At 68.5% G+C, this 16,401-nt stretch carries 16 protein-coding genes and 1 other RNA gene; 5 read left to right on the top strand and 12 right to left on the bottom strand.

Annotated elements, in window-relative coordinates; genetic code table 11:
• Positions 1 to 59 precede the first annotated feature (59 nt).
• Both AC5Y5Z_RS01320 and AC5Y5Z_RS01315 read right to left on the bottom strand, forming a co-directional pair.
• Positions 60 to 1,619: an alpha/beta hydrolase gene (locus AC5Y5Z_RS01320; RefSeq protein ID WP_499923175.1), complete on the bottom strand. Its 1,560-nt coding sequence runs from the start codon at positions 1,617 to 1,619 to the stop codon at positions 60 to 62.
• A gap of 148 nt (positions 1,620 to 1,767) precedes the next feature.
• Positions 1,768 to 3,327, bottom strand: coding sequence for an alpha/beta hydrolase (locus tag AC5Y5Z_RS01315; protein ID WP_499922992.1), 1,560 nt, complete (start codon positions 3,325 to 3,327; stop codon positions 1,768 to 1,770).
• A 257-nt stretch (positions 3,328 to 3,584) separates the two neighbouring features.
• Here AC5Y5Z_RS01315 and panB point away from each other — a divergent pair, with 257 nt between their 5' ends.
• Positions 3,585 to 4,427 (top strand): 3-methyl-2-oxobutanoate hydroxymethyltransferase, encoded by an 843-nt coding sequence (gene panB, locus AC5Y5Z_RS01310; protein WP_463824517.1) that lies wholly within the window; start codon positions 3,585 to 3,587, stop codon positions 4,425 to 4,427.
• Positions 4,428 to 4,435: 8 nt separating this feature from the next.
• On the opposite strand, the gene AC5Y5Z_RS01305 is transcribed toward panB, so the two are convergent.
• The gene (locus AC5Y5Z_RS01305; protein WP_499922989.1) at positions 4,436 to 4,657 is read right to left on the bottom strand and encodes a hypothetical protein; all 222 of its coding nucleotides are present in this window, start codon (positions 4,655 to 4,657) and stop codon (positions 4,436 to 4,438) included.
• Between the two features lie 107 nt (positions 4,658 to 4,764).
• Here AC5Y5Z_RS01305 and AC5Y5Z_RS01300 point away from each other — a divergent pair, with 107 nt between their 5' ends.
• Complete coding sequence (locus AC5Y5Z_RS01300) at positions 4,765 to 6,300, top strand: CYTH and CHAD domain-containing protein (protein WP_463824519.1); 1,536 nt, start codon at positions 4,765 to 4,767, stop codon at positions 6,298 to 6,300.
• An 18-nt stretch (positions 6,301 to 6,318) separates the two neighbouring features.
• Here the strand turns inward: AC5Y5Z_RS01300 and AC5Y5Z_RS01295 are convergent, their stop codons facing one another.
• The 8 genes from AC5Y5Z_RS01295 to cobC all read right to left on the bottom strand — a co-directional run bounded on the left by AC5Y5Z_RS01295 (position 6,319) and on the right by cobC (position 12,248).
• The gene (locus tag AC5Y5Z_RS01295; RefSeq protein ID WP_499922988.1) at positions 6,319 to 6,702 is read right to left on the bottom strand and encodes a type II toxin-antitoxin system VapC family toxin; all 384 of its coding nucleotides are present in this window, start codon (positions 6,700 to 6,702) and stop codon (positions 6,319 to 6,321) included.
• The gene (locus AC5Y5Z_RS01290; RefSeq protein WP_463824521.1) at positions 6,699 to 6,929 is read right to left on the bottom strand and encodes a type II toxin-antitoxin system Phd/YefM family antitoxin; all 231 of its coding nucleotides are present in this window, start codon (positions 6,927 to 6,929) and stop codon (positions 6,699 to 6,701) included. Before AC5Y5Z_RS01290 ends, AC5Y5Z_RS01295 begins: the two co-directional genes overlap by 4 nt.
• Positions 6,930 to 6,972: 43 nt before the next feature.
• Positions 6,973 to 7,569, bottom strand: a complete 597-nt coding sequence (locus tag AC5Y5Z_RS01285; RefSeq protein ID WP_499923174.1) for a DsbA family protein — start codon at positions 7,567 to 7,569, stop codon at positions 6,973 to 6,975.
• Between the two features lie 138 nt (positions 7,570 to 7,707).
• Positions 7,708 to 8,117: RNase P RNA component class A (rnpB, locus tag AC5Y5Z_RS01280), an RNA gene on the bottom strand.
• Between the two features lie 52 nt (positions 8,118 to 8,169).
• Positions 8,170 to 9,297 (bottom strand): bifunctional RNase H/acid phosphatase, encoded by a 1,128-nt coding sequence (locus AC5Y5Z_RS01275; protein ID WP_499922985.1) that lies wholly within the window; start codon positions 9,295 to 9,297, stop codon positions 8,170 to 8,172.
• Complete coding sequence (locus tag AC5Y5Z_RS01270; protein WP_499922981.1) at positions 9,294 to 10,031, bottom strand: zinc ribbon domain-containing protein; 738 nt, start codon at positions 10,029 to 10,031, stop codon at positions 9,294 to 9,296. Before AC5Y5Z_RS01270 ends, AC5Y5Z_RS01275 begins: the two co-directional genes overlap by 4 nt.
• Positions 10,032 to 10,053: 22 nt before the next feature.
• On the bottom strand, positions 10,054 to 11,187 hold the full coding sequence (locus tag AC5Y5Z_RS01265; protein WP_499922978.1) for a Nif3-like dinuclear metal center hexameric protein: 1,134 nt from the start codon (positions 11,185 to 11,187) through the stop codon (positions 10,054 to 10,056).
• Positions 11,184 to 12,248, bottom strand: a complete 1,065-nt coding sequence (gene cobC / locus AC5Y5Z_RS01260) for an Rv2231c family histidinol phosphate aminotransferase CobC (protein WP_499922975.1) — start codon at positions 12,246 to 12,248, stop codon at positions 11,184 to 11,186. Before cobC ends, AC5Y5Z_RS01265 begins: the two co-directional genes overlap by 4 nt.
• A gap of 79 nt (positions 12,249 to 12,327) precedes the next feature.
• Between cobC and AC5Y5Z_RS01255 the strand changes: the two genes are divergently transcribed.
• From AC5Y5Z_RS01255 to AC5Y5Z_RS01245, 3 genes are read left to right on the top strand one after another with little or no spacing between them, the layout of a single operon-like run.
• Positions 12,328 to 13,005 carry an HAD-IA family hydrolase gene (locus AC5Y5Z_RS01255; RefSeq protein WP_499922973.1) on the top strand — a complete coding sequence of 226 codons (678 nt, stop codon included), beginning with the start codon at positions 12,328 to 12,330 and terminating at the stop codon, positions 13,003 to 13,005.
• The gene (locus AC5Y5Z_RS01250) at positions 12,998 to 13,495 is read left to right on the top strand and encodes a low molecular weight protein-tyrosine-phosphatase (protein ID WP_463824527.1); all 498 of its coding nucleotides are present in this window, start codon (positions 12,998 to 13,000) and stop codon (positions 13,493 to 13,495) included. The genes AC5Y5Z_RS01255 and AC5Y5Z_RS01250 overlap by 8 nt, the downstream gene beginning before the upstream one ends.
• Positions 13,495 to 14,343: an SURF1 family cytochrome oxidase biogenesis protein gene (locus AC5Y5Z_RS01245; protein WP_463824528.1), complete on the top strand. Its 849-nt coding sequence runs from the start codon at positions 13,495 to 13,497 to the stop codon at positions 14,341 to 14,343. Before AC5Y5Z_RS01250 ends, AC5Y5Z_RS01245 begins: the two co-directional genes overlap by 1 nt.
• A gap of 12 nt (positions 14,344 to 14,355) precedes the next feature.
• On the opposite strand, the gene AC5Y5Z_RS01240 is transcribed toward AC5Y5Z_RS01245, so the two are convergent.
• Positions 14,356 to 16,326: a heavy metal translocating P-type ATPase gene (locus AC5Y5Z_RS01240; RefSeq protein WP_499923172.1), complete on the bottom strand. Its 1,971-nt coding sequence runs from the start codon at positions 16,324 to 16,326 to the stop codon at positions 14,356 to 14,358.
• Positions 16,327 to 16,401: the final 75 nt, after the last annotated feature.

The following is a 16,401-nucleotide window of genomic DNA, read 5'->3' as shown; positions in this document are numbered from 1 at the left end:
CACTAGGCACGCTCTGTTAATTCCGTGTTACGCACGCCACGCCAGGCGCGTTGCGGCACTCACGCCTGACACCGCAGATTGGGCAGCGGCAGCGTCAGATCGAGCAGGTATCGCGCCACGGCGGCGTCCACGCAGTTGTTGCCGTCGAAGACGACGGTGTGCTGGGTGCCGTCGAAGGTGATCAGCGGCCCGCCGAGCTGACGGGCCAGGTCGACCCCGGCCTGGTACGGGGTGGCCGGATCGTGGGTGGTGGACACGACGACGACTTTGCCGGGCGGGGCCGGTGCCGCGGCGTGCGGTGTCGAGGTCGCCGGCTCGGGCCACAGCGCGCAGATGTCTCTCGGGGCGGATCCGGTGAACTGTCCGTAGCTGAGGAACGGCGCCACTTCGCGCAGGCGCCGGTCGGCGGTCACCCAGGACGCCGGATCGGTGGGGGTCGGCGCGTCGACACATCGGATCGCGTTGAACGCGTCCTGGCCGTTGTCGTAGTGGCCCTGCTTGCCCCGGCCGTTGTAGTCGTCGGCCAGCAACAGCAGGTCCCCGGCATCGGTGCCGCGCTGCAACCCCAGCAGGCCGCTGGTCAGGTACTTCCAGTGCTGCGGGGTGTACAGCGCGTTGATGGTGCCGGTGGTGGCGTCGGCGTAGCCCAGCCCGCGCGGGTCGGAGGTCTTGCCCGGGGTGGTGACCAACGGGTCCACCAGCGCGTGGTAGCGGGTGACCCACTGGGCCGGGTCGGTGCCCAGCGGGCACGCGGTGGACTTTGCGCAGTCGGCGGCGTAGTCGTCGAACGCGGTCTGGAAGCCCGCCATCTGGTTGATGGTCTGCTCGATGGGCCCGATGGTCGGGTCGATGGCGCCGTCGAGCACCATCGCCCGCACGTGCGGGGCGAACCGCTCGATGTAGGCGGTCCCGAGCTCGGTGCCGTAGCTGTAGCCGAGGTAGTTGATCTGTTCGTCGCCCAGCGCCTGCCGCACCAGGTCCATATCGCGGGCGGCTGACGCGGTGCCGATGTTGGCCAGGAACGCCTGGCCCATCCGGTCGACGCAATGCTGGGCCAGTTCCCGGTAGACCTGCTCGATGTGCGCGACCCCGGCCGGGCTGTAGTCCACCATCGGGTCACGCCGGTAGGCGTCGAATTCCGCGTCGCTGCGGCAACGCAACTCGGGGGTGGAGTGGCCGACGCCGCGCGGGTCGAACCCGACCAGGTCGAAGTGCCGGGTGATGTCGGTGTCCTTGAGCTGGGGTGCCATGCCGGCGACCATGTCCACCGCCGACGCGCCGGGGCCACCCGGGTTGACCAACAGCGAGCCGATCCGCTGACCGGTGGCGGGAACCCGGATCACCGCCAACTTTGCCTGTTGCCCCGTGGGCTTGTCGTAGTCGACGGGAACGGCGACGGTGGCGCACTGCGCGGTGGGGATGTTGGTGGTGTCGCTGATGAATTCGCGGCAGGGTCCCCAGCTCTGTTGTGGTGCCGCGGCGGGTGCTGCCGGCATCTGGGTCTGCCCGGTATCGGGTTCGGGCGTGGCCCCGGCGACCGGCAACGGCTGCCCGCAGAACACCAGACCACACGACAACAGCGCCGAGCTCACCGTTCTCAGGCGCAACATGGCCGAAATCGTCTCATTGTCGAATACCGCAACAGGACGCGAAATGGTTACGCCTTGGTCGCTATTGCGCAGCGCGCGGTGCGTCGCCGAGCGTGCGTCTCACGACGCGACACTCCGTCGCGGCGTCGCGAGGTTCACAGTCGACGGCGCAAGCGCGTCAGCAGGTGGCCCCGACCGGCGGTGTGGTGCCGTTGATCAGATAGTCGGTGATGTGGTCGTCGATGCAGCCGTCCCCTTGGAACACCACGGTGTGCTGGGTTCCGTTGAACGTGAGCAACGACCCTTTCAGTTGGGCGGCCAGGTCGACGCCGGCCTTGTACGGCGTGGCCGGATCGTGCGTGGTCGACACGACGATCGTCGGCGGTAGGCCGGGAGCGCTGACGGCGTGCGGGCGGCTGGTCGGCGGTACCGGCCAGAACGCGCAGGTGCCCAGTGGCGCAAAGCCGGTGAACGAGCCGTAACTCATGAACGGTGCGACCTCGCGGGCGCGGCGGTCTTCGTCGACGACTTTGGCGCGGTCGGTGATCGGGGGCTGGTCTACGCAGTTGATGGCCACCCGCGCGTCGGTGGAGTTGTTGTAGTGGCCGTGTGAGTCGCGGCGCATGTACATGTCGGCCAGCGCGAGCATGGTGTCGCCGCGGTGTTCGTCGGCGAGTTCCTTGAGACCGTCGGTCAGGTGCCGCCACAGGTTCGGCGAGTACAGCGCCATGATGGTGCCCACGATGGCGTCGCTGTAGCTCAGGCCCCGCGGGTCTTTGGTCTTCGCGGGCCGGCCCACGGTGAGGTTGTCGGGGTCGACCAGCGGGTCCACCAGGTCGTGGTAGACCTGCACGGCCTTGGCCGGGTCGTCACCCAGCGGGCAGCCCGAATCCTTGGCACAGTCGGCCGCGTAATCGTTGAACGCGTCTTGAAATCCTTTGGCCTGGCGCAGATCTGCCTCGATCGGGTCCGCGTTGGGATCCACGGCGCCGTCCAGGATCAGCGCCCGCACGTTCTGCGGGAAGGCCTCGGCGTAGGCCGCACCGATTCGGGTGCCGTACGAGTAGCCGAGGTAGGTCAGCTTGGCGTCACCCAGCGCCTTGCGGATGGCGTCCAGATCTCTGGCGACGTTGACGGTCCCGACGTTCGCCAGGAAGTTCTTGCCCATCTTGTCCACGCAACGCTGCACGAACTGCTTGGTCTCGTTTTCCATGCGGTCCACGCCGGCCTGGCTGTAGTCGACCTGCGGCTCGGCTCGCAACCGGTCGTTGTCGGCGTCGGAATTGCACCAGATCGCGGGCCGCGAGCCCGCCACCCCGCGCGGATCGAAGCCCACCAGATCGAATCGTTCATGCACCCGCTTGGGCAGCGTCGAGAAGATGCCGAGCGCGGCCTCGATGCCGGACTCACCCGGACCGCCAGGGTTGATCACCAGCGAGCCGATCTTGTCCCCGCTCGCCGGAAAACGGATCAACCCGAGCGCAGCCACGTCACCGTCGGGATGGTCATAGTCGACAGGCACGGCGAGCTTGCCGCACATCGCGTTGCCGGGGATCTTCGCGGCGGGATTGGAGCTGCGGCACGGTGTCCACACCACCGGCGCGCCCAGCCGCGGCTCCGCCATGCGGGCGCGCCCGGCCACCACGTGAACGCAGCCCGCCACGGTCGACACCACGGTGGCCAGGACGGCCCAGACCAGCAGCTGGCGCGCGATCTCGGCGCGGCGAGTCAGGCACATGGCTCACCATGGTGCCAGAGGACCTGCACGGACCTGGTCAGCGGCCGATTTTCGGGGCGGGCTGGGTTCGCACCCCGGCCACTACCCCACTGAGACCAGTCCCGCGCGGGCGGCCGTTGCCTTCTTCAACGGGCAGGTCCGTGGCGAACACCACGATGCGTCGGGATCGCCCAGATGGCAGACTGTGGGGGTCAGACGAACCCGGGGACCCTGTGCAGGGCCACGAGGATCGACCCGACCACCACATTAGGACAACGATGTCTGAGAACGTCTACGGTTCGAATTCTGCTGCAGTTTCGGCGCCGCGACCCAAGATCCGCACCCACCACCTGCAGAAATGGAAGGCCGAAGGCCACAAGTGGGGGATGCTGACGGCATACGACTACTCGACGGCACGGGTCTTCGAAGAGGCCGGCATCCCGGTGCTGCTGGTCGGTGATTCCGCCGCCAACGTCGTCTACGGCTACGACACCACGGTGCCGATCTCGATCGACGAGTTGATCCCGCTGGTTCGCGGGGTGGTGCGGGGTGCCCCGCACGCGCTGGTCGTCGCCGATCTGCCGTTCGGCAGCTACGAGGGCGGACCGGCGGCTGCGCTCGCCTCAGCCACCCGGTTCATGAAGGAAGGCGGCGCCCACGCCGTCAAGCTCGAAGGTGGTGAGCGGGTCGCCGAGCAGATTGCCTGTCTGACCGCCGCGGGCATCCCGGTGATGGCGCACATCGGGTTCACCCCGCAGAGCGTCAACACATTGGGCGGGTTCAAGGTTCAGGGCCGCGGTGACGCCGCCGAACAGACCGTCGCCGACGCGATCGCCGTTGCCGAAGCAGGTGCGTTCGCCGTGGTGATGGAGATGGTTCCCGCGGAGTTGGCCACCCAGATCACCGGCAAGCTGACCATTCCGACCGTGGGCATCGGTGCCGGGCCGAACTGCGACGGTCAGGTGCTGGTGTGGCAGGACATGGCCGGGATGAGTGGCGGCAAAGCCGCTCGCTTCGTCAAACGGTTCGCCGACGTAGGCGGTGAATTGCGCCGTGCTGCAACGCAATACGCGCAAGAAGTGGCCAGCGGAACGTTTCCGGCCGAAGAGCACTGCTTCTAGCGGTTCGCTCAGCCGACGGCCGGTGGGGTACCCCAGAGCTCGATCACTTCGCCGATGTCGCGCAACATGACGTAGCGGTATCCGGACGCGTCCGCCTTGGCGCTGAACTCGTCGTAGGCGGCTCGGGCACCGGCCTCGTCGCCCTGGTACACGGTGGTCGGCACGGGCGGCACTCCCGTGCTCTGCTCGTCCGCTTCACCGATCACGACGTTCCACGACTGCTCAGTCATGGCACCCACGCTAGTCGGCTCGTTAACCCTGATGTGGCAATCTATGGATGCCGTCCCTGGCCCCGCACGAACAGCGGACGGCTCCCGGTCCTCTCCCTGGAGATCAAATGCCTGCTAAAGCGTCGAAGTCGGCGCGACATCTGGAAGTCGAGCGCAAGTTCGACGTGATCGACTCGACCGTGTCGCCGTCCTTCGAAGGCATCGCGGCAGTGGCCCGCGTCGAGAAGCCGCCGGTGCAGGAACTCGATGCGGTGTACTACGACACCGCCGGGCAGGACCTGGCCCGCAACCGGATCACCCTGCGCCGCCGCACCGGTGGGTCCGATGCCGGTTGGCATCTGAAGTTGCCCGCCGGACCGGACTCCCGTACCGAGATCCACGCCTCGCTGGAGGCGTCCGACAGCGACACCGTTCCGGCCGAGTTGCTGGATGTGGTGCTGGCCATCGTGCGGGACCGGCCGGTCAAACCGGTGGCCCGCATCACCACGCGGCGCGAGCGTCAGGTGCTGTACGACGGGCAGGGTGCGGCGCTGGCGGAGTTCTGCGATGACCACGTGACCGCCTGGTCGGCCGCCGACTCCGAGGAGCAGCAGTGGCACGAGTGGGAGCTCGAGCTTGCCGGCACCGACGATGGGCAGGGAGCGAACCAGGAGCTGCTGGACCGGCTCAGCAATCGGCTGCTGGATGCCGGGGCGGCCCCGGCCGGACACGGTTCCAAGCTGGCCCGGGTGCTCGATCGCGAAGCGAAGCCGGCTGACGCCCCGACCGCAACGGACCCGGTCCATCGGGCGGTGGCCAAGCATGTCGAGGAGCTGGTCGCCTGGGATCGCGCGGTGCGCGCCGACGTCTACGACTCCGTGCACCAGCTGCGGGTGATCACCCGCAAGATCCGCAGCCTGCTCAAGGACTCGCAGGATTCCTTCGGATTGGCCGACGGCGCTTGGATTCTCGACGAACTGCGCGAACTCGCCGGGGTGCTGGGCCTGGCCCGCGACGCCGAGGTGCTCGGCGAACGCTACGAGCGGGAACTGAACGCACTTGATCCTGCGCTGGTGCGCGGGCCGGTGTGGGACCGGCTGGTCGAGGGCGCGCAACGGCGCTACCAGGTCGGGCTGCGGCGCTCGCTGGTCGCGATGCGATCCAAGCGGTACTTCCGCCTGCTCGACGCGCTGGACGAAGTGGTGGCTGAGCGCCCGGTGCCCGCCGCCGGTGCGGAACCGGCGCCGGTGACCATCGATGCCGCCTACAAACGGGTGCGCAAGGCCGTGCAGAAAGCGGAGGCCGCCAGACAGGCGGCTGACAGCGACGAAGCCGCCGCGGACGAGATTGTGGACGCCGATGAAGCCCTGCACGTGATCCGCAAGCGCGCCAAGAGATTGCGGTACACCGCGGCGGCCACCGGCGACGATCAGGTCGCTCAGCAGGCCAAGGTCATTCAGAGTCTGCTCGGCGACCATCAGGACAGCGCGGTCAGCCGGGAACACCTGCTCACCCAGGCCGATGCGGCGCACGCCGCGGGTGAAGACACCTTCACCTACGGTCTGCTCTACCAACGTGAGACCGAGATCGCGGAAACCAGCACCGCACAGCTGGACTCGGCGCTGCGCGACCTGGACAAGGCGGTGCGGCGCGCCCGGCGCTGAGTCGAAGCGCGCGGACGTTCAGAGCCTGGCGTCGAGGGCATCAGGAACTGCCGCCAGGAGCTTTGCGTCCGCAGTGAGCAGGGCGAGCCGCTCCACGGCCGCCTGGGCGACCAGGATCGCGTCGAATGGATCCTTATGCGGTAGCGAGGTGAGCTCGAACGCGAGGGTATGGCGACGGGTGATCGAAAGGTCCTGCAGTCCGGATCGGCTAACTGACCGGTCGAGGTCGTCCGGCAGCGTGAGCTTGCCGATTGCCGCCTTGATGGCAAGCTCCCAGGTGCTGGCGGCCGAGACGAATACGGCGGGGCTCGCCGTGATGTGAGCGCGCGCCGTTGTCCCCAGCCGCGGGTTGTCTTCCAGGAGCCAGATCAGGACGTGGGTGTCCAGCAACACCCCGTTCATTCGATGCCGAACAATGCGTTGACGTCGCTATCGGTGTCATCGAAGCGTTCGGTGTCATAACCGAATTGGCCGGCGAGCCCGCCGAAGGCGATGTCGGTGCGCAAATGCGGCACCAGATCGGCCACCGGTTTGCCGGCCCGCGCGATCGTGATCTTCTCACCGTTTTCGACGCGGGCCAGCAGCTGCGACAGATGGGTCTTGGCCTCGTGAATATTTACGGTCGCCATAACGACCAGGCTAACTGACTTAGTCTAGTCAGACTAAGTCAGATCAATGCGGGAGACGGTTCAGCCAATCAGAGTTGCCGTCGACGGATTCACCGCCGATGACGACCTTGGGCACACCGGGATCGGGCAGGGCGCGCAGCAACGCGAGATTGTGCGCGGCGATGACGCGCGCGTCGTACGGGATGGGCAGGCCGAGCTTGATCAATTCCTGCGCTGACGGCGGCGCCCCGACATGGTCGGCTAGACCGGCGAGTTGCTCGTTGCTCAGATCCGTCGGACCTTCTTCCTTCGGTTGCTGATCGGCGGAGAAGATCTGCTCGATGAATCGCCAGGTGACGTCACTCGACTGCGAGTGATCGGCGACGATGAAGGCCGCGTAGCTGGCACGGCTGTCGTAAGTGCCGCTGGCCGAATACTTTTCGAGGAAGTTGACGAGTCGCAGCTCGATGTGGAGGCGACCGGTCTCGATGCGGCGACCGATCTCGGTGCCCTGCTCGCGCACCATCTTCCCGCTGTAGGGGCACAGCGGATCCAGATACAACTCGATCTGGCCCGGCGCCGCCGGGTCGCCGATCGACAGGATGTCCCCGGCCGGCGCCGCATCGGCGCCGGATGCGCGTCCGGCACCGGGGGTCCACATCACCAGTGCCGCCAGTAGACCGAGCGTCACCGCGACGGCGATGGACTGACCTGCGGACCGTTTCACGACGGAGGTTCTGGTGACGCTCGCTGTCATAGTCACCATCATGTCGGACGGGTCAGGTGGGCCGGCGCGGAGCGGACGAGTTGGCCTGTAAGCCGGATTCTGTTCCCCACCGCCGTGGCGGTGACCAACGGCGGCAGAGCGGCGACCATCCATCTGGACACACCGTTGCCGGGTGCCTCGAGCGGCCTACCCGCAGACTCGGGCGAGCAGCCCTCGAACGTCTGCGCAGCCGCACGGTCGGTGCGACCTTCTTGGCCTTGCTTCGGGTGGGGTTTGCCTAGCCACCCCGGTCACCCGGGATGCTGGTGCGCTCTTACCGCACCGTTTCACCCTTACCACCGCGAGGGTGGCGGTCTGTTCTCTGTGGCACTTTCCCGCGAGTCACCTCGGATTGCCGTTAGCAATCACCCTGCTCTGTGAAGTCCGGACTTTCCTCGACACAGCGCTGCCCGAGCCCGTGCCGCGGTCGCCCAGCCAACTCGTCCGCGACGAACACGGTACTCGCTGAGCTCAGCCACGGCCAGAGGCCAGCGGCTACAGGTATGCGGTCTGGTTGACCAGGCGCACTGAGGAGGCGCCGTCCGGGTAGAACTCGGCGATGCTCAGCGACGCCAGATCGAGGTGCATCCGGTACAGCAGGCCCGACCCGGCGTCCAGCGCCATGCGCAGCAGCAACTTGATCGGCGTGACGTGCGAGACCACCAGCACGTTCTCGCCTTCGTGGGCGGCGATGATCCGGTCCCGCGCACGACGAACGCGGCGCAGCACGTCGTCGAAGCTCTCCCCACCGGGCGGGACCGTGCCGGTGTCGTAAAGCCACCGTCGGTGCAAGTCGGGATCGCGGGCGGCGGCCTCGGCGAACGTCAGCCCTTCCCACGCCCCGAAGTCGGTTTCGATCAGGTCCTGGTCGACGGTCACGTCCAGGCCCAGCGCCCGGGCCGCCGTGGTCGCGGTGTCGTAGGCGCGCTGCAGCGGCGAGGAGACGACGGCGGCGATCCCGCGCCGCTGATTGAGGTACCGGGCCGCCAAACCTGCCTGCCGCCAACCGACTTCGTTCAGTGGCGGATTACCCCGCCCGGAGTAGCGGCGTTGCACCGACAGTTCGGTCTGCCCGTGCCGCAGCAGCAGCAGTCGGGTGGGGATGCCGCGGGCGCCGGTCCACCCCGGCCCGACGGTGGACAGGGTGGAGGCTTCGCTGACGCCCTTGCGGGCGGATTCGGTGACCGGCACGACGACCTTGTCGACCCGGCGATCCGTCTGGGCTGCGGCGTCCATCGCATCGTTGGCCAGCCGGTCGGCGTAGGCGTTCTGTTCCCGCGGAATCCACGAGTAGCTGATCCGACGGAACTGCGCCGCCAGCGCCTGCGCCTGGGCGTGCAGTTCCACCAGGTCCGGGTGCTTGACCTTCCACCGGCCCGCCATCTGCTCGACCACCAGCTTGGAGTCCATCAGGACCGATACCTCGGTGGCGCCCATCTTCACGGCGTCGTCCAGGCCGGCGATCAGGCCACGGTATTCGGCGACGTTGTTGGTCGCGCGGCCGATGGCGTGCTTGGACTCGGCCAGCACGGTCTGGTGATCGGCGGACCACACCACCGCGCCGTACCCGGCGGGTCCGGGGTTGCCGCGCGATCCGCCGTCGGCTTCGATGACCACCTTCACTGCTGAAAACCTTTGACTCGCAACAAAATAGCGCCGCATTCCGGGCACCGCAGTACCTCGTCCTCGGCGGCCGCGGTGATGCGGGCGAGTTCGCCTCGGCCGATCTCGATCCGGCAGGCTCCGCACCGGTGTCCTTGCAGCGGCCCGGCCCCCGGGCCTCCCCCGGCCCGCTGGCGTTCGTAGAGCGCCGATAGCTCGGCGTCCAGCCCCGCGGCCAGCTCCTCGCGGCGGGCGCGGTGTTCGCCGCGGGTCTGCTCGAGTTCGGCGAGGGCGGCGTCCAGGGCCTGCTGGGCGGCGGCCAGGTCACTCTGCAAGGCCTCGATGGCACCGGACTCGATGTCGTGCTGCGCCTGCAACTCTTCGCGTCGTTCCATCACTTCGAGCAGCGAATCTTCCAGGCTGGCCTGGCGGCGCTGCAAGGTCTCCAGCTCGTGCTGCAGGTCAGCCTGTTGCTTGGCATCGGTGGTCCCTGAGGAAAGCAGCGAGCGGTCGCGGTCTTCGCGTTTGCGCACCCCGTCGATCTCGGACTCGAAACGCGCCACCTGGGCGTCCAAGTCCTCGATGGCGATCCGCACCGCGGCCAACCGGTCACTGGCGGCGGCGTGTTCGCCGTGTACCCGCTCGTAGTCCTGTCGTTGTGGCAGGTGGTCGGCGCGATGCGCCAGCCGGGACAGCTCGGCATCCAAGGTGGCCAGTTCGAGTAGCGAACGCTGTTGTGCTACTTCGGCTTTCATGCGTGATCTCCAGCTCTCGGTCTCAGCACCGGTCCCCACCCGATGCCAGGTTCCACGGATCGGTGCGCAGGGTGGATACCCGCACCGGCAAGGACGACCCGAATCGCGCCCGCAGCACCGCGGCCGCCTGCGCACACCAGGGGAATTCACTGGCCCAGTGCGCGACGTCGATCAGGGCGACCTGCGATTTCCGGTGGTGCTCGTCGGCGGGATGGTGGCGCAGGTCGGCGGTGACGTAGGCCTGCACACCCGCACCGGCCACCGCACCGAGCAGCGAATCCCCCGCTCCCCCGCAGACCGCGACCCGCGACACCGGCAGCTCGGGATCACCGGAGGCCCGCACGCCCCAGGAGGTCTGCGGCAGCGCCGCACCGACGCGGGACACGAAGTCGCGCAACGGCTCAGGCTGCGGCAGCACCCCGATGCGACCCAACCCGGTATCGGCCGGTGGTGGCGCCAGGGCAAGGATGTCGAACGCCGGCTCCTCGTAGGGGTGGGCGGCGCGCATCGCCGCCAGGACGCCGCCGCGAATGGCCGCCGGTGCGATGGCCTCGATCCGGTCCTCAGCCACCTGTTCGATGGTGCCGATGTCGCCGATCGCCGGCGTGGCCCCCTCGTGGGGCAGGAACTGGCCGATACCGGTGACACTCCAGCTGCAGTGCGAATAGTCGCCGATGTGCCCGGCCCCGGCCGCGAAGATCGCGTTGCGCACCGCGTCCGCGTCCTCTTTCGGCACGTAGATGACCCATTTGTCCATGTCGCACGGGACCGGCGAGCGGTCCAGCACCGCCTCCACCGTCAGGCCCAGTGCATCCGCGAGCGCGTCGGACACCCCCGGTGCCGCGGAGTCGGCGTTGGTGTGCGCGGTGAACAGCGAGCGTCCCGAGCGGATCAGCCGGTGAATCAACGCACCCTTGGGTGTGTTGGCCGCGACCGTGTCGACCCCGCGCAGCAGCAGTGGATGGTGAGCCAGCAGCAATCCCGCGTCGGGCACCTCGTCGACGACGGCGGCCGTCGCGTCGATCGCGATCGTCACCGACTCAAGCACGTCGGCGGGGTCGCCGCACACCAGCCCGACGGAGTCCCACGACTCGGCCAGCCGAGCCGGGTAAGCCTCCTCCAGCACGTCGATGACATCGGCCAGCCGCGCGCTCACCGGTGCCCCCCGCTGGGCGCGCAGGCGGACATCTCGATCAGCCGTGCCACCAATACGGGCCACTCGGCACGCACCGCGACCCGCAGATAAGTCGCGTCCAGGCCGACGAAGGTATCACCCCGGCGAACCGCAATTCCGTTGTTGTGCAGATAATTTCGTATTCGCTCCGCATCGGGGCTGCGGCACAGCAGAAATGGCGCCGACCCGTCGACCACCGCGAATCCCGCCGACTCCAGACCGGCCACCATCGCCGTGCGGACCGCCGCCAACCGCGCGGCGTCGGCCGCCGCCTCGGCCACGGCCTGCGGCGCGCAGCACGCCGCGATCGCGGCCAGCTGCAGCGTGCCCACCGGCCAGTGCGGGCGGGTGACGGTCAACCGGGCCAGCACGTCCGGTGCCCCCAGTGCGTAACCCACCCGAAGCCCGGCCAGCGCCCAGGTCTTGGTCAGACTGCGCACCACCAGCACGTCGGGCAGCGCGTCGCCGGCCAGCGACTCCGGTTCCCCGGGAATCGCATCCGCGAATGCTTCGTCGATCACCAGGATCCGCCCGGGCCGGCGCAGCGCCAGCAGGTGCTCGCGAGTGTGCAGCACCGAGGTCGGGTTGGTCGGGTTCCCGACCACCACCAGGTCGGCGTCCTCAGGAACCTGCGCGGTGTCCAGGGTGAACGGCGGCCGCAGCACGACGTGGTGCACCGGGACGCCGGCCGCGGTCAGCGCCGCCTCCGGCTCGGTGAACGACGGCGCGATCAGCGCCGCCCGGCGCGGGCGCAGGTTGCTCAGCAGCGCGAATCCCTCAGCGGCGCCGGCCAGCGGCAACACGTCGTCGATGTCCCGGCCGTGACGCGCGGCGACGGCGTGTCGGGCGGCCTGCAGGTCAGCGGCGCCCGGGTAGTGGGCCAGGTCGGTCAAGCGCCCGCCGAGTTGTTGCAACAGCCACGGCGGCGGTTGGCTGTGCCGGACGTTGACGGCGAAATCGAGCATGCCGGGCATGACGTCCTGATCGCCGTGATGGCGCGCCAGCGCAAGGCGAGTTGACGCGCTCTGGTCCGCAACTGCCATCACTGGAACATTAGTGCGCGATCGTGGGTGTCAGACATCCGGCGCATCCCAGCGCGGCCCGACATGGGCATCGACCACAATGGGGGCCGTGACAGGTTCCCTCCCGGACGTGACGCCGCAGCTGGTGATTTTCGATCTCGACGGCACTCTCACCGATTCCGCCGTCGGTATCGTGGCGTGCTTCCGGAACGCGCTTACCCTGGTCGGCGCGCCGATTCCGGACGGTGACCTGGCCGCCCGGATCGTCGGCCCGCCGATGGACGAGACGTTCCGCGCGCTGGGGCTCGATGGGCGTGCCGACGAGGCTTTCACCGCGTTCCGGGCCGAGTACGGGACTCGCGGATGGGCGATGAACAGCCTGTTCGACGGGATTGCGCCGCTGCTGGCCGATCTGCAGGCCGCCGGGGTGCGGCTGGCGGTGGCCACCTCCAAGCTGGAGCCGACGGCGGTGCGCATCCTGGATCATTTCGGGCTGGTCCAGCACTTCGAGGTGATCGCCGGCGCCTGCCCGGACGGTTCGCGCAAGTCCAAGACCGAGGTGCTGGCCCACGCGCTCGCACAGCTGCAGCCGCTGCCCGAGCGGGTACTGATGGTCGGCGACCGCAGCCACGACGTCGACGGTGCGACCGCGCACGGCATCGACACGGTGGTGGTCGGTTGGGGATACGGCCAGGCCGACTTCGCCGACCGAGAGCCGCCGGACCGCGTGACGCACGTCGCGACCGTCGACGAATTGCGGAGGATCCTGGGTGTCTGATTCGGAGAAGCTGCATGTGACGTTCGTGTGCAGCGGCAACATCTGCCGCTCGCCGATGGCCGAGAAGATGTTCGCCCACCAGATTCAGCAACGCGGCCTGGACGACGTGGTGCGGGTGACCAGCGCCGGCACCGGCAGCTGGCACGTCGGCGAGGGCGCCGACCGGCGGGCCAGACAGGTGCTGCGCGACCACGGCTACCCCACCGAGCACCGCGCGGCCCAACTGAACGACGAGCATCTGGCAGCAGACCTGGTAGTGGCTCTGGGCCGCAACCACGAACGGATGCTGCGCGAACTCGGCGTCGAGCACCAGCGGCTGCGGATGCTGCGCTCGTTCGACCCCCGCTCAGGAGCGCACGCCCTCGACGTGGAGGACCCCTACTACGGCGACCACGGCGACTTCGAGGAGGCCTTCGTCGTCATCGAGGCCGCCCTGCCGGGCCTGCACGACTGGGTCGACGAGAGGCTCGCGCAGAACGGGACCGGTTGATGGCCCGCAGAGTCCCGAGTCTTACGTTCCTGCTGCGGCCGGGCTGGGTGGCGCTGTGGCTGGTGTGCATCGCGTTCACCTACCTGTGTTTCACCGTGCTGGCGCCGTGGCAGCTGGGCAAGAACACCAGGACGTCGCGGGAGAACCAGCAGATCACCGATTCCCTGAGCACACCCCCGGTCGCGCTCAAAACATTGTTGCCGCAACAGGATTCGTCTGCGCCCGAGGCGCAGTGGCGCCAGGTGACCGCGACCGGACATTACCTGCCGGACGTGCGGGTGCTGGCCAGACTGCGGGTCGTCGAGGGCGACCAGGCGTTCGAGGTGCTGGCGCCGTTCGTCGTCGACGGCGGGCCGACGGTGCTGGTCGACCGTGGCTACGTACGGCCCGAGACCGGGTCGCACGTGCCGCCGATCCCGCGTCCACCGGAGCACACCGTGACCCTCACTGCACGCCTGCGCGATTCCGAGGCGCTGGTGTCCGGCAAGGAACCGCTCACCAGAGACGGCTATCAACAGGTGTATTCGATCAACACCGGTCAGGTCGCGGCGCTGACCGGCGTGCCGCTGGCCGGGTCGTATCTGCAGTTGGTCGAGGACCAGCCCGGAGGCCTCGGCGTGATCGGGGTGCCGCACCTGGATGCCGGGCCGTTCCTGTCCTACGGCATCCAATGGATTCTGTTCGGCGTCGTGGCTCCCGCCGCGCTGGGGTATTTCGTCTACGCCGAGGTCCGGGCGCGGCGACGGGAGAAGGCGCTGCAGCCGTCGGTGGAGCCGGTGGCGCCGGCGGCTGACATGCCGATGACCGTCGAGGAGAAACTGGCCGACCGGTACGGTCGCCGGCGCTGAGGCGGATTGTCTTCACGCGGTTCGGGCGGCGCGCTGCCAGGCGGCCGGGCGGAGCAACCGCAGCCCGTTCAGTCCGACGATCACGGTGGAGCCCTCGTGTCCGGCGACGCCGAGCGGCAATGGCAGCGCTCCGACCAGGTTCCAGATCACCAGCGCGGTGATGAAGGCAGCGGCAATCGTGAGATTGGCGATTACGACACGGCGCGCTTGCCGGGCCAGCGCGATGACGGCCGGGACGGTGGTGAGGTCATCGCGGACTATCACGGCATCGGCAGTCTGCAGGGTGAGGTCGGATCCCGCGCCGCCCATGGCGATACCGACGTCGGCGGCGGCCAGCGCTGGGGCGTCATTGATGCCGTCCCCGACCACCGCGACGCTGTGACCGTCGGCTTGAAGTTGCTGGACCGCGGTGACCTTGTCCTCGGGCAATAGCGCCGCGCGGACGTCGGTGATGCCGACCCGGGCGGCGAGCTGGTTGGCGGGAGCGGGATTATCGCCGGTCAGCAATATCGGTGCACTGCCGGTCAATTGCCGCACAGCATCGACTGCGGCGGCCGCTTCGGGGCGGAGCTGGTCGGCGAGGCCGAAGACGCCGACCGGACGCTGCTGGCATGTCACCGCGATGGCGGTGTAGCCGCTGCGGTGCAGCGCCTCCACAGCGGCGGCCAGCGCTGACGCCTCGCGGGTGCCGGTGGCTCGGGACAGCGACGCCGGCGAGGCGACACCGATCGAACGCCCCTCGATGACGGCCGTGACACCCCGTCCCGGGCAGGCGGCGAAAGCTTCGGCCGCGGGCAGGTCCAGGCCACGCTCGCGGGCTGCGGTCACGACGGCCGCGGCCAGCGGGTGCTCACTGGGGTACTCGGCTCCTGCTGCCAGCCGCAGCAGTTCATCGGCGCTGAATCTCGTTTCGAGGCAGCGTATTTCGTTGAGTTCGGGAATCCCGCGGGTCAGCGTGCCGGTCTTGTCGAAGGCGACCCGGGAAGTGGTGCCGAGCTGTTCCATCACGACCGCGGATTTCGCGAGCACCCCGTGGCGGCCGGCGTTGGCGATGGCGGCCAGCAGGGGCGGCATGGTCGCCAGCACGATCGCGCACGGTGACGCGACGATCATGAATGTCATGGCGCGGAGCAACGCTCGCTGCACCGATTCGCCGGCCAGCATCGGTATCGCGAACACGGCCAAGGTCAGCACCACCATGGCGAACGAGTACCGCTGCTCGACCTTCTCGATGAACAACTGCGTGCGAGCCTTGGTTCCACTTGCTTGCGCAACCAAGGCCGCGATACGCGCGACGATGGAGTCCGCCGAGCGGCGATCGACCCGGATACGCAGCGCCCCAGTGCCATTGAGGGTGCCGGCGAACACCTTGTCGCCCGCGCTCTTGGCCACCGGCAACGGCTCACCGGTGATGGTCGCTTGATCCACGTCGCTGCTCCCGGCAATCACGACGGCGTCCGCGGCGACGCGTTCGCCCGGACGAACCACGATGACGTCGCCGACGTCCAGGTCCGCGGCTGTCACTACCTCTTCGCCGCCGTCGGCGCGGACACGGGTGGCGGTATCGGGTGCCAGCTCGAGCAGTCCGCGCACCGAATCCTCGGTGCGAGCGGTGGCCAGAGCCTCCAGCGCACCCGATGTGGCGAAGATGACGATCAGCAGGGAGGCGTCGGTGATCTGACCGATAGCGGCGGCGCCCATGGCAGCCACCACCATGAGCAGGTCGACATCCAGGGTGCGGCGGTGCAGCGCCTGCAACCCGGCCAACCCTGGCTGCCAGCCGCCGGCCACGCAGCAGGCCAGATACATGGCCCACCACACCTCACCTGGTCCGCCGAGCAGCTGCGCCGTCAGACCGGCGACGAAGAACACCAATGACAGTGCCGCCCAGCGCATCTCCGATAGCGCCAGCAGCGGCGTGCGCCGCACCGGCAGGACCGGTGTCCGCTCGGGTCGCGCAGCGGCGAATGTCGAGATGGACACCGATACCTCCAAGACCGCATCCGGAACCAGGCCGACGATACCAGAAGATATGAACATGTCTTCATATATATAGTG

The sequence above is a fragment of the Mycobacterium sp. NGS29 genome (assembly GCF_059812965.1).
This window is presented reverse-complemented; position numbering and strand designations above follow the sequence as displayed.

What these genes read in the sequence shown, in the direction of transcription:
- AC5Y5Z_RS01300 (WP_463824519.1), top strand. Translation starts at nt 4,765, where the DNA reads ATGCCTGCTAAAGCGTCGAAGTCGGCGCGACATCTGGAAGTCGAGCGC.
- AC5Y5Z_RS01285 (WP_499923174.1), bottom strand. Translation starts at nt 7,569, where the DNA reads ATGTGGACCCCCGGTGCCGGACGCGCATCCGGCGCCGATGCGGCGCCG.
- AC5Y5Z_RS01295 (WP_499922988.1), bottom strand. Translation starts at nt 6,702, where the DNA reads ATGAACGGGGTGTTGCTGGACACCCACGTCCTGATCTGGCTCCTGGAA.
- cobC (WP_499922975.1), bottom strand. Translation starts at nt 12,248, where the DNA reads ATGGCAGTTGCGGACCAGAGCGCGTCAACTCGCCTTGCGCTGGCGCGC.
- panB (WP_463824517.1), top strand. Translation starts at nt 3,585, where the DNA reads ATGTCTGAGAACGTCTACGGTTCGAATTCTGCTGCAGTTTCGGCGCCG.
- AC5Y5Z_RS01305 (WP_499922989.1), bottom strand. Translation starts at nt 4,657, where the DNA reads ATGACTGAGCAGTCGTGGAACGTCGTGATCGGTGAAGCGGACGAGCAG.
- AC5Y5Z_RS01270 (WP_499922981.1), bottom strand. Translation starts at nt 10,031, where the DNA reads ATGAAAGCCGAAGTAGCACAACAGCGTTCGCTACTCGAACTGGCCACC.
- AC5Y5Z_RS01290 (WP_463824521.1), bottom strand. Translation starts at nt 6,929, where the DNA reads ATGGCGACCGTAAATATTCACGAGGCCAAGACCCATCTGTCGCAGCTG.
- AC5Y5Z_RS01315 (WP_499922992.1), bottom strand. Translation starts at nt 3,327, where the DNA reads ATGTGCCTGACTCGCCGCGCCGAGATCGCGCGCCAGCTGCTGGTCTGG.
- AC5Y5Z_RS01255 (WP_499922973.1), top strand. Translation starts at nt 12,328, where the DNA reads ATGGGGGCCGTGACAGGTTCCCTCCCGGACGTGACGCCGCAGCTGGTG.
- AC5Y5Z_RS01245 (WP_463824528.1), top strand. Translation starts at nt 13,495, where the DNA reads ATGGCCCGCAGAGTCCCGAGTCTTACGTTCCTGCTGCGGCCGGGCTGG.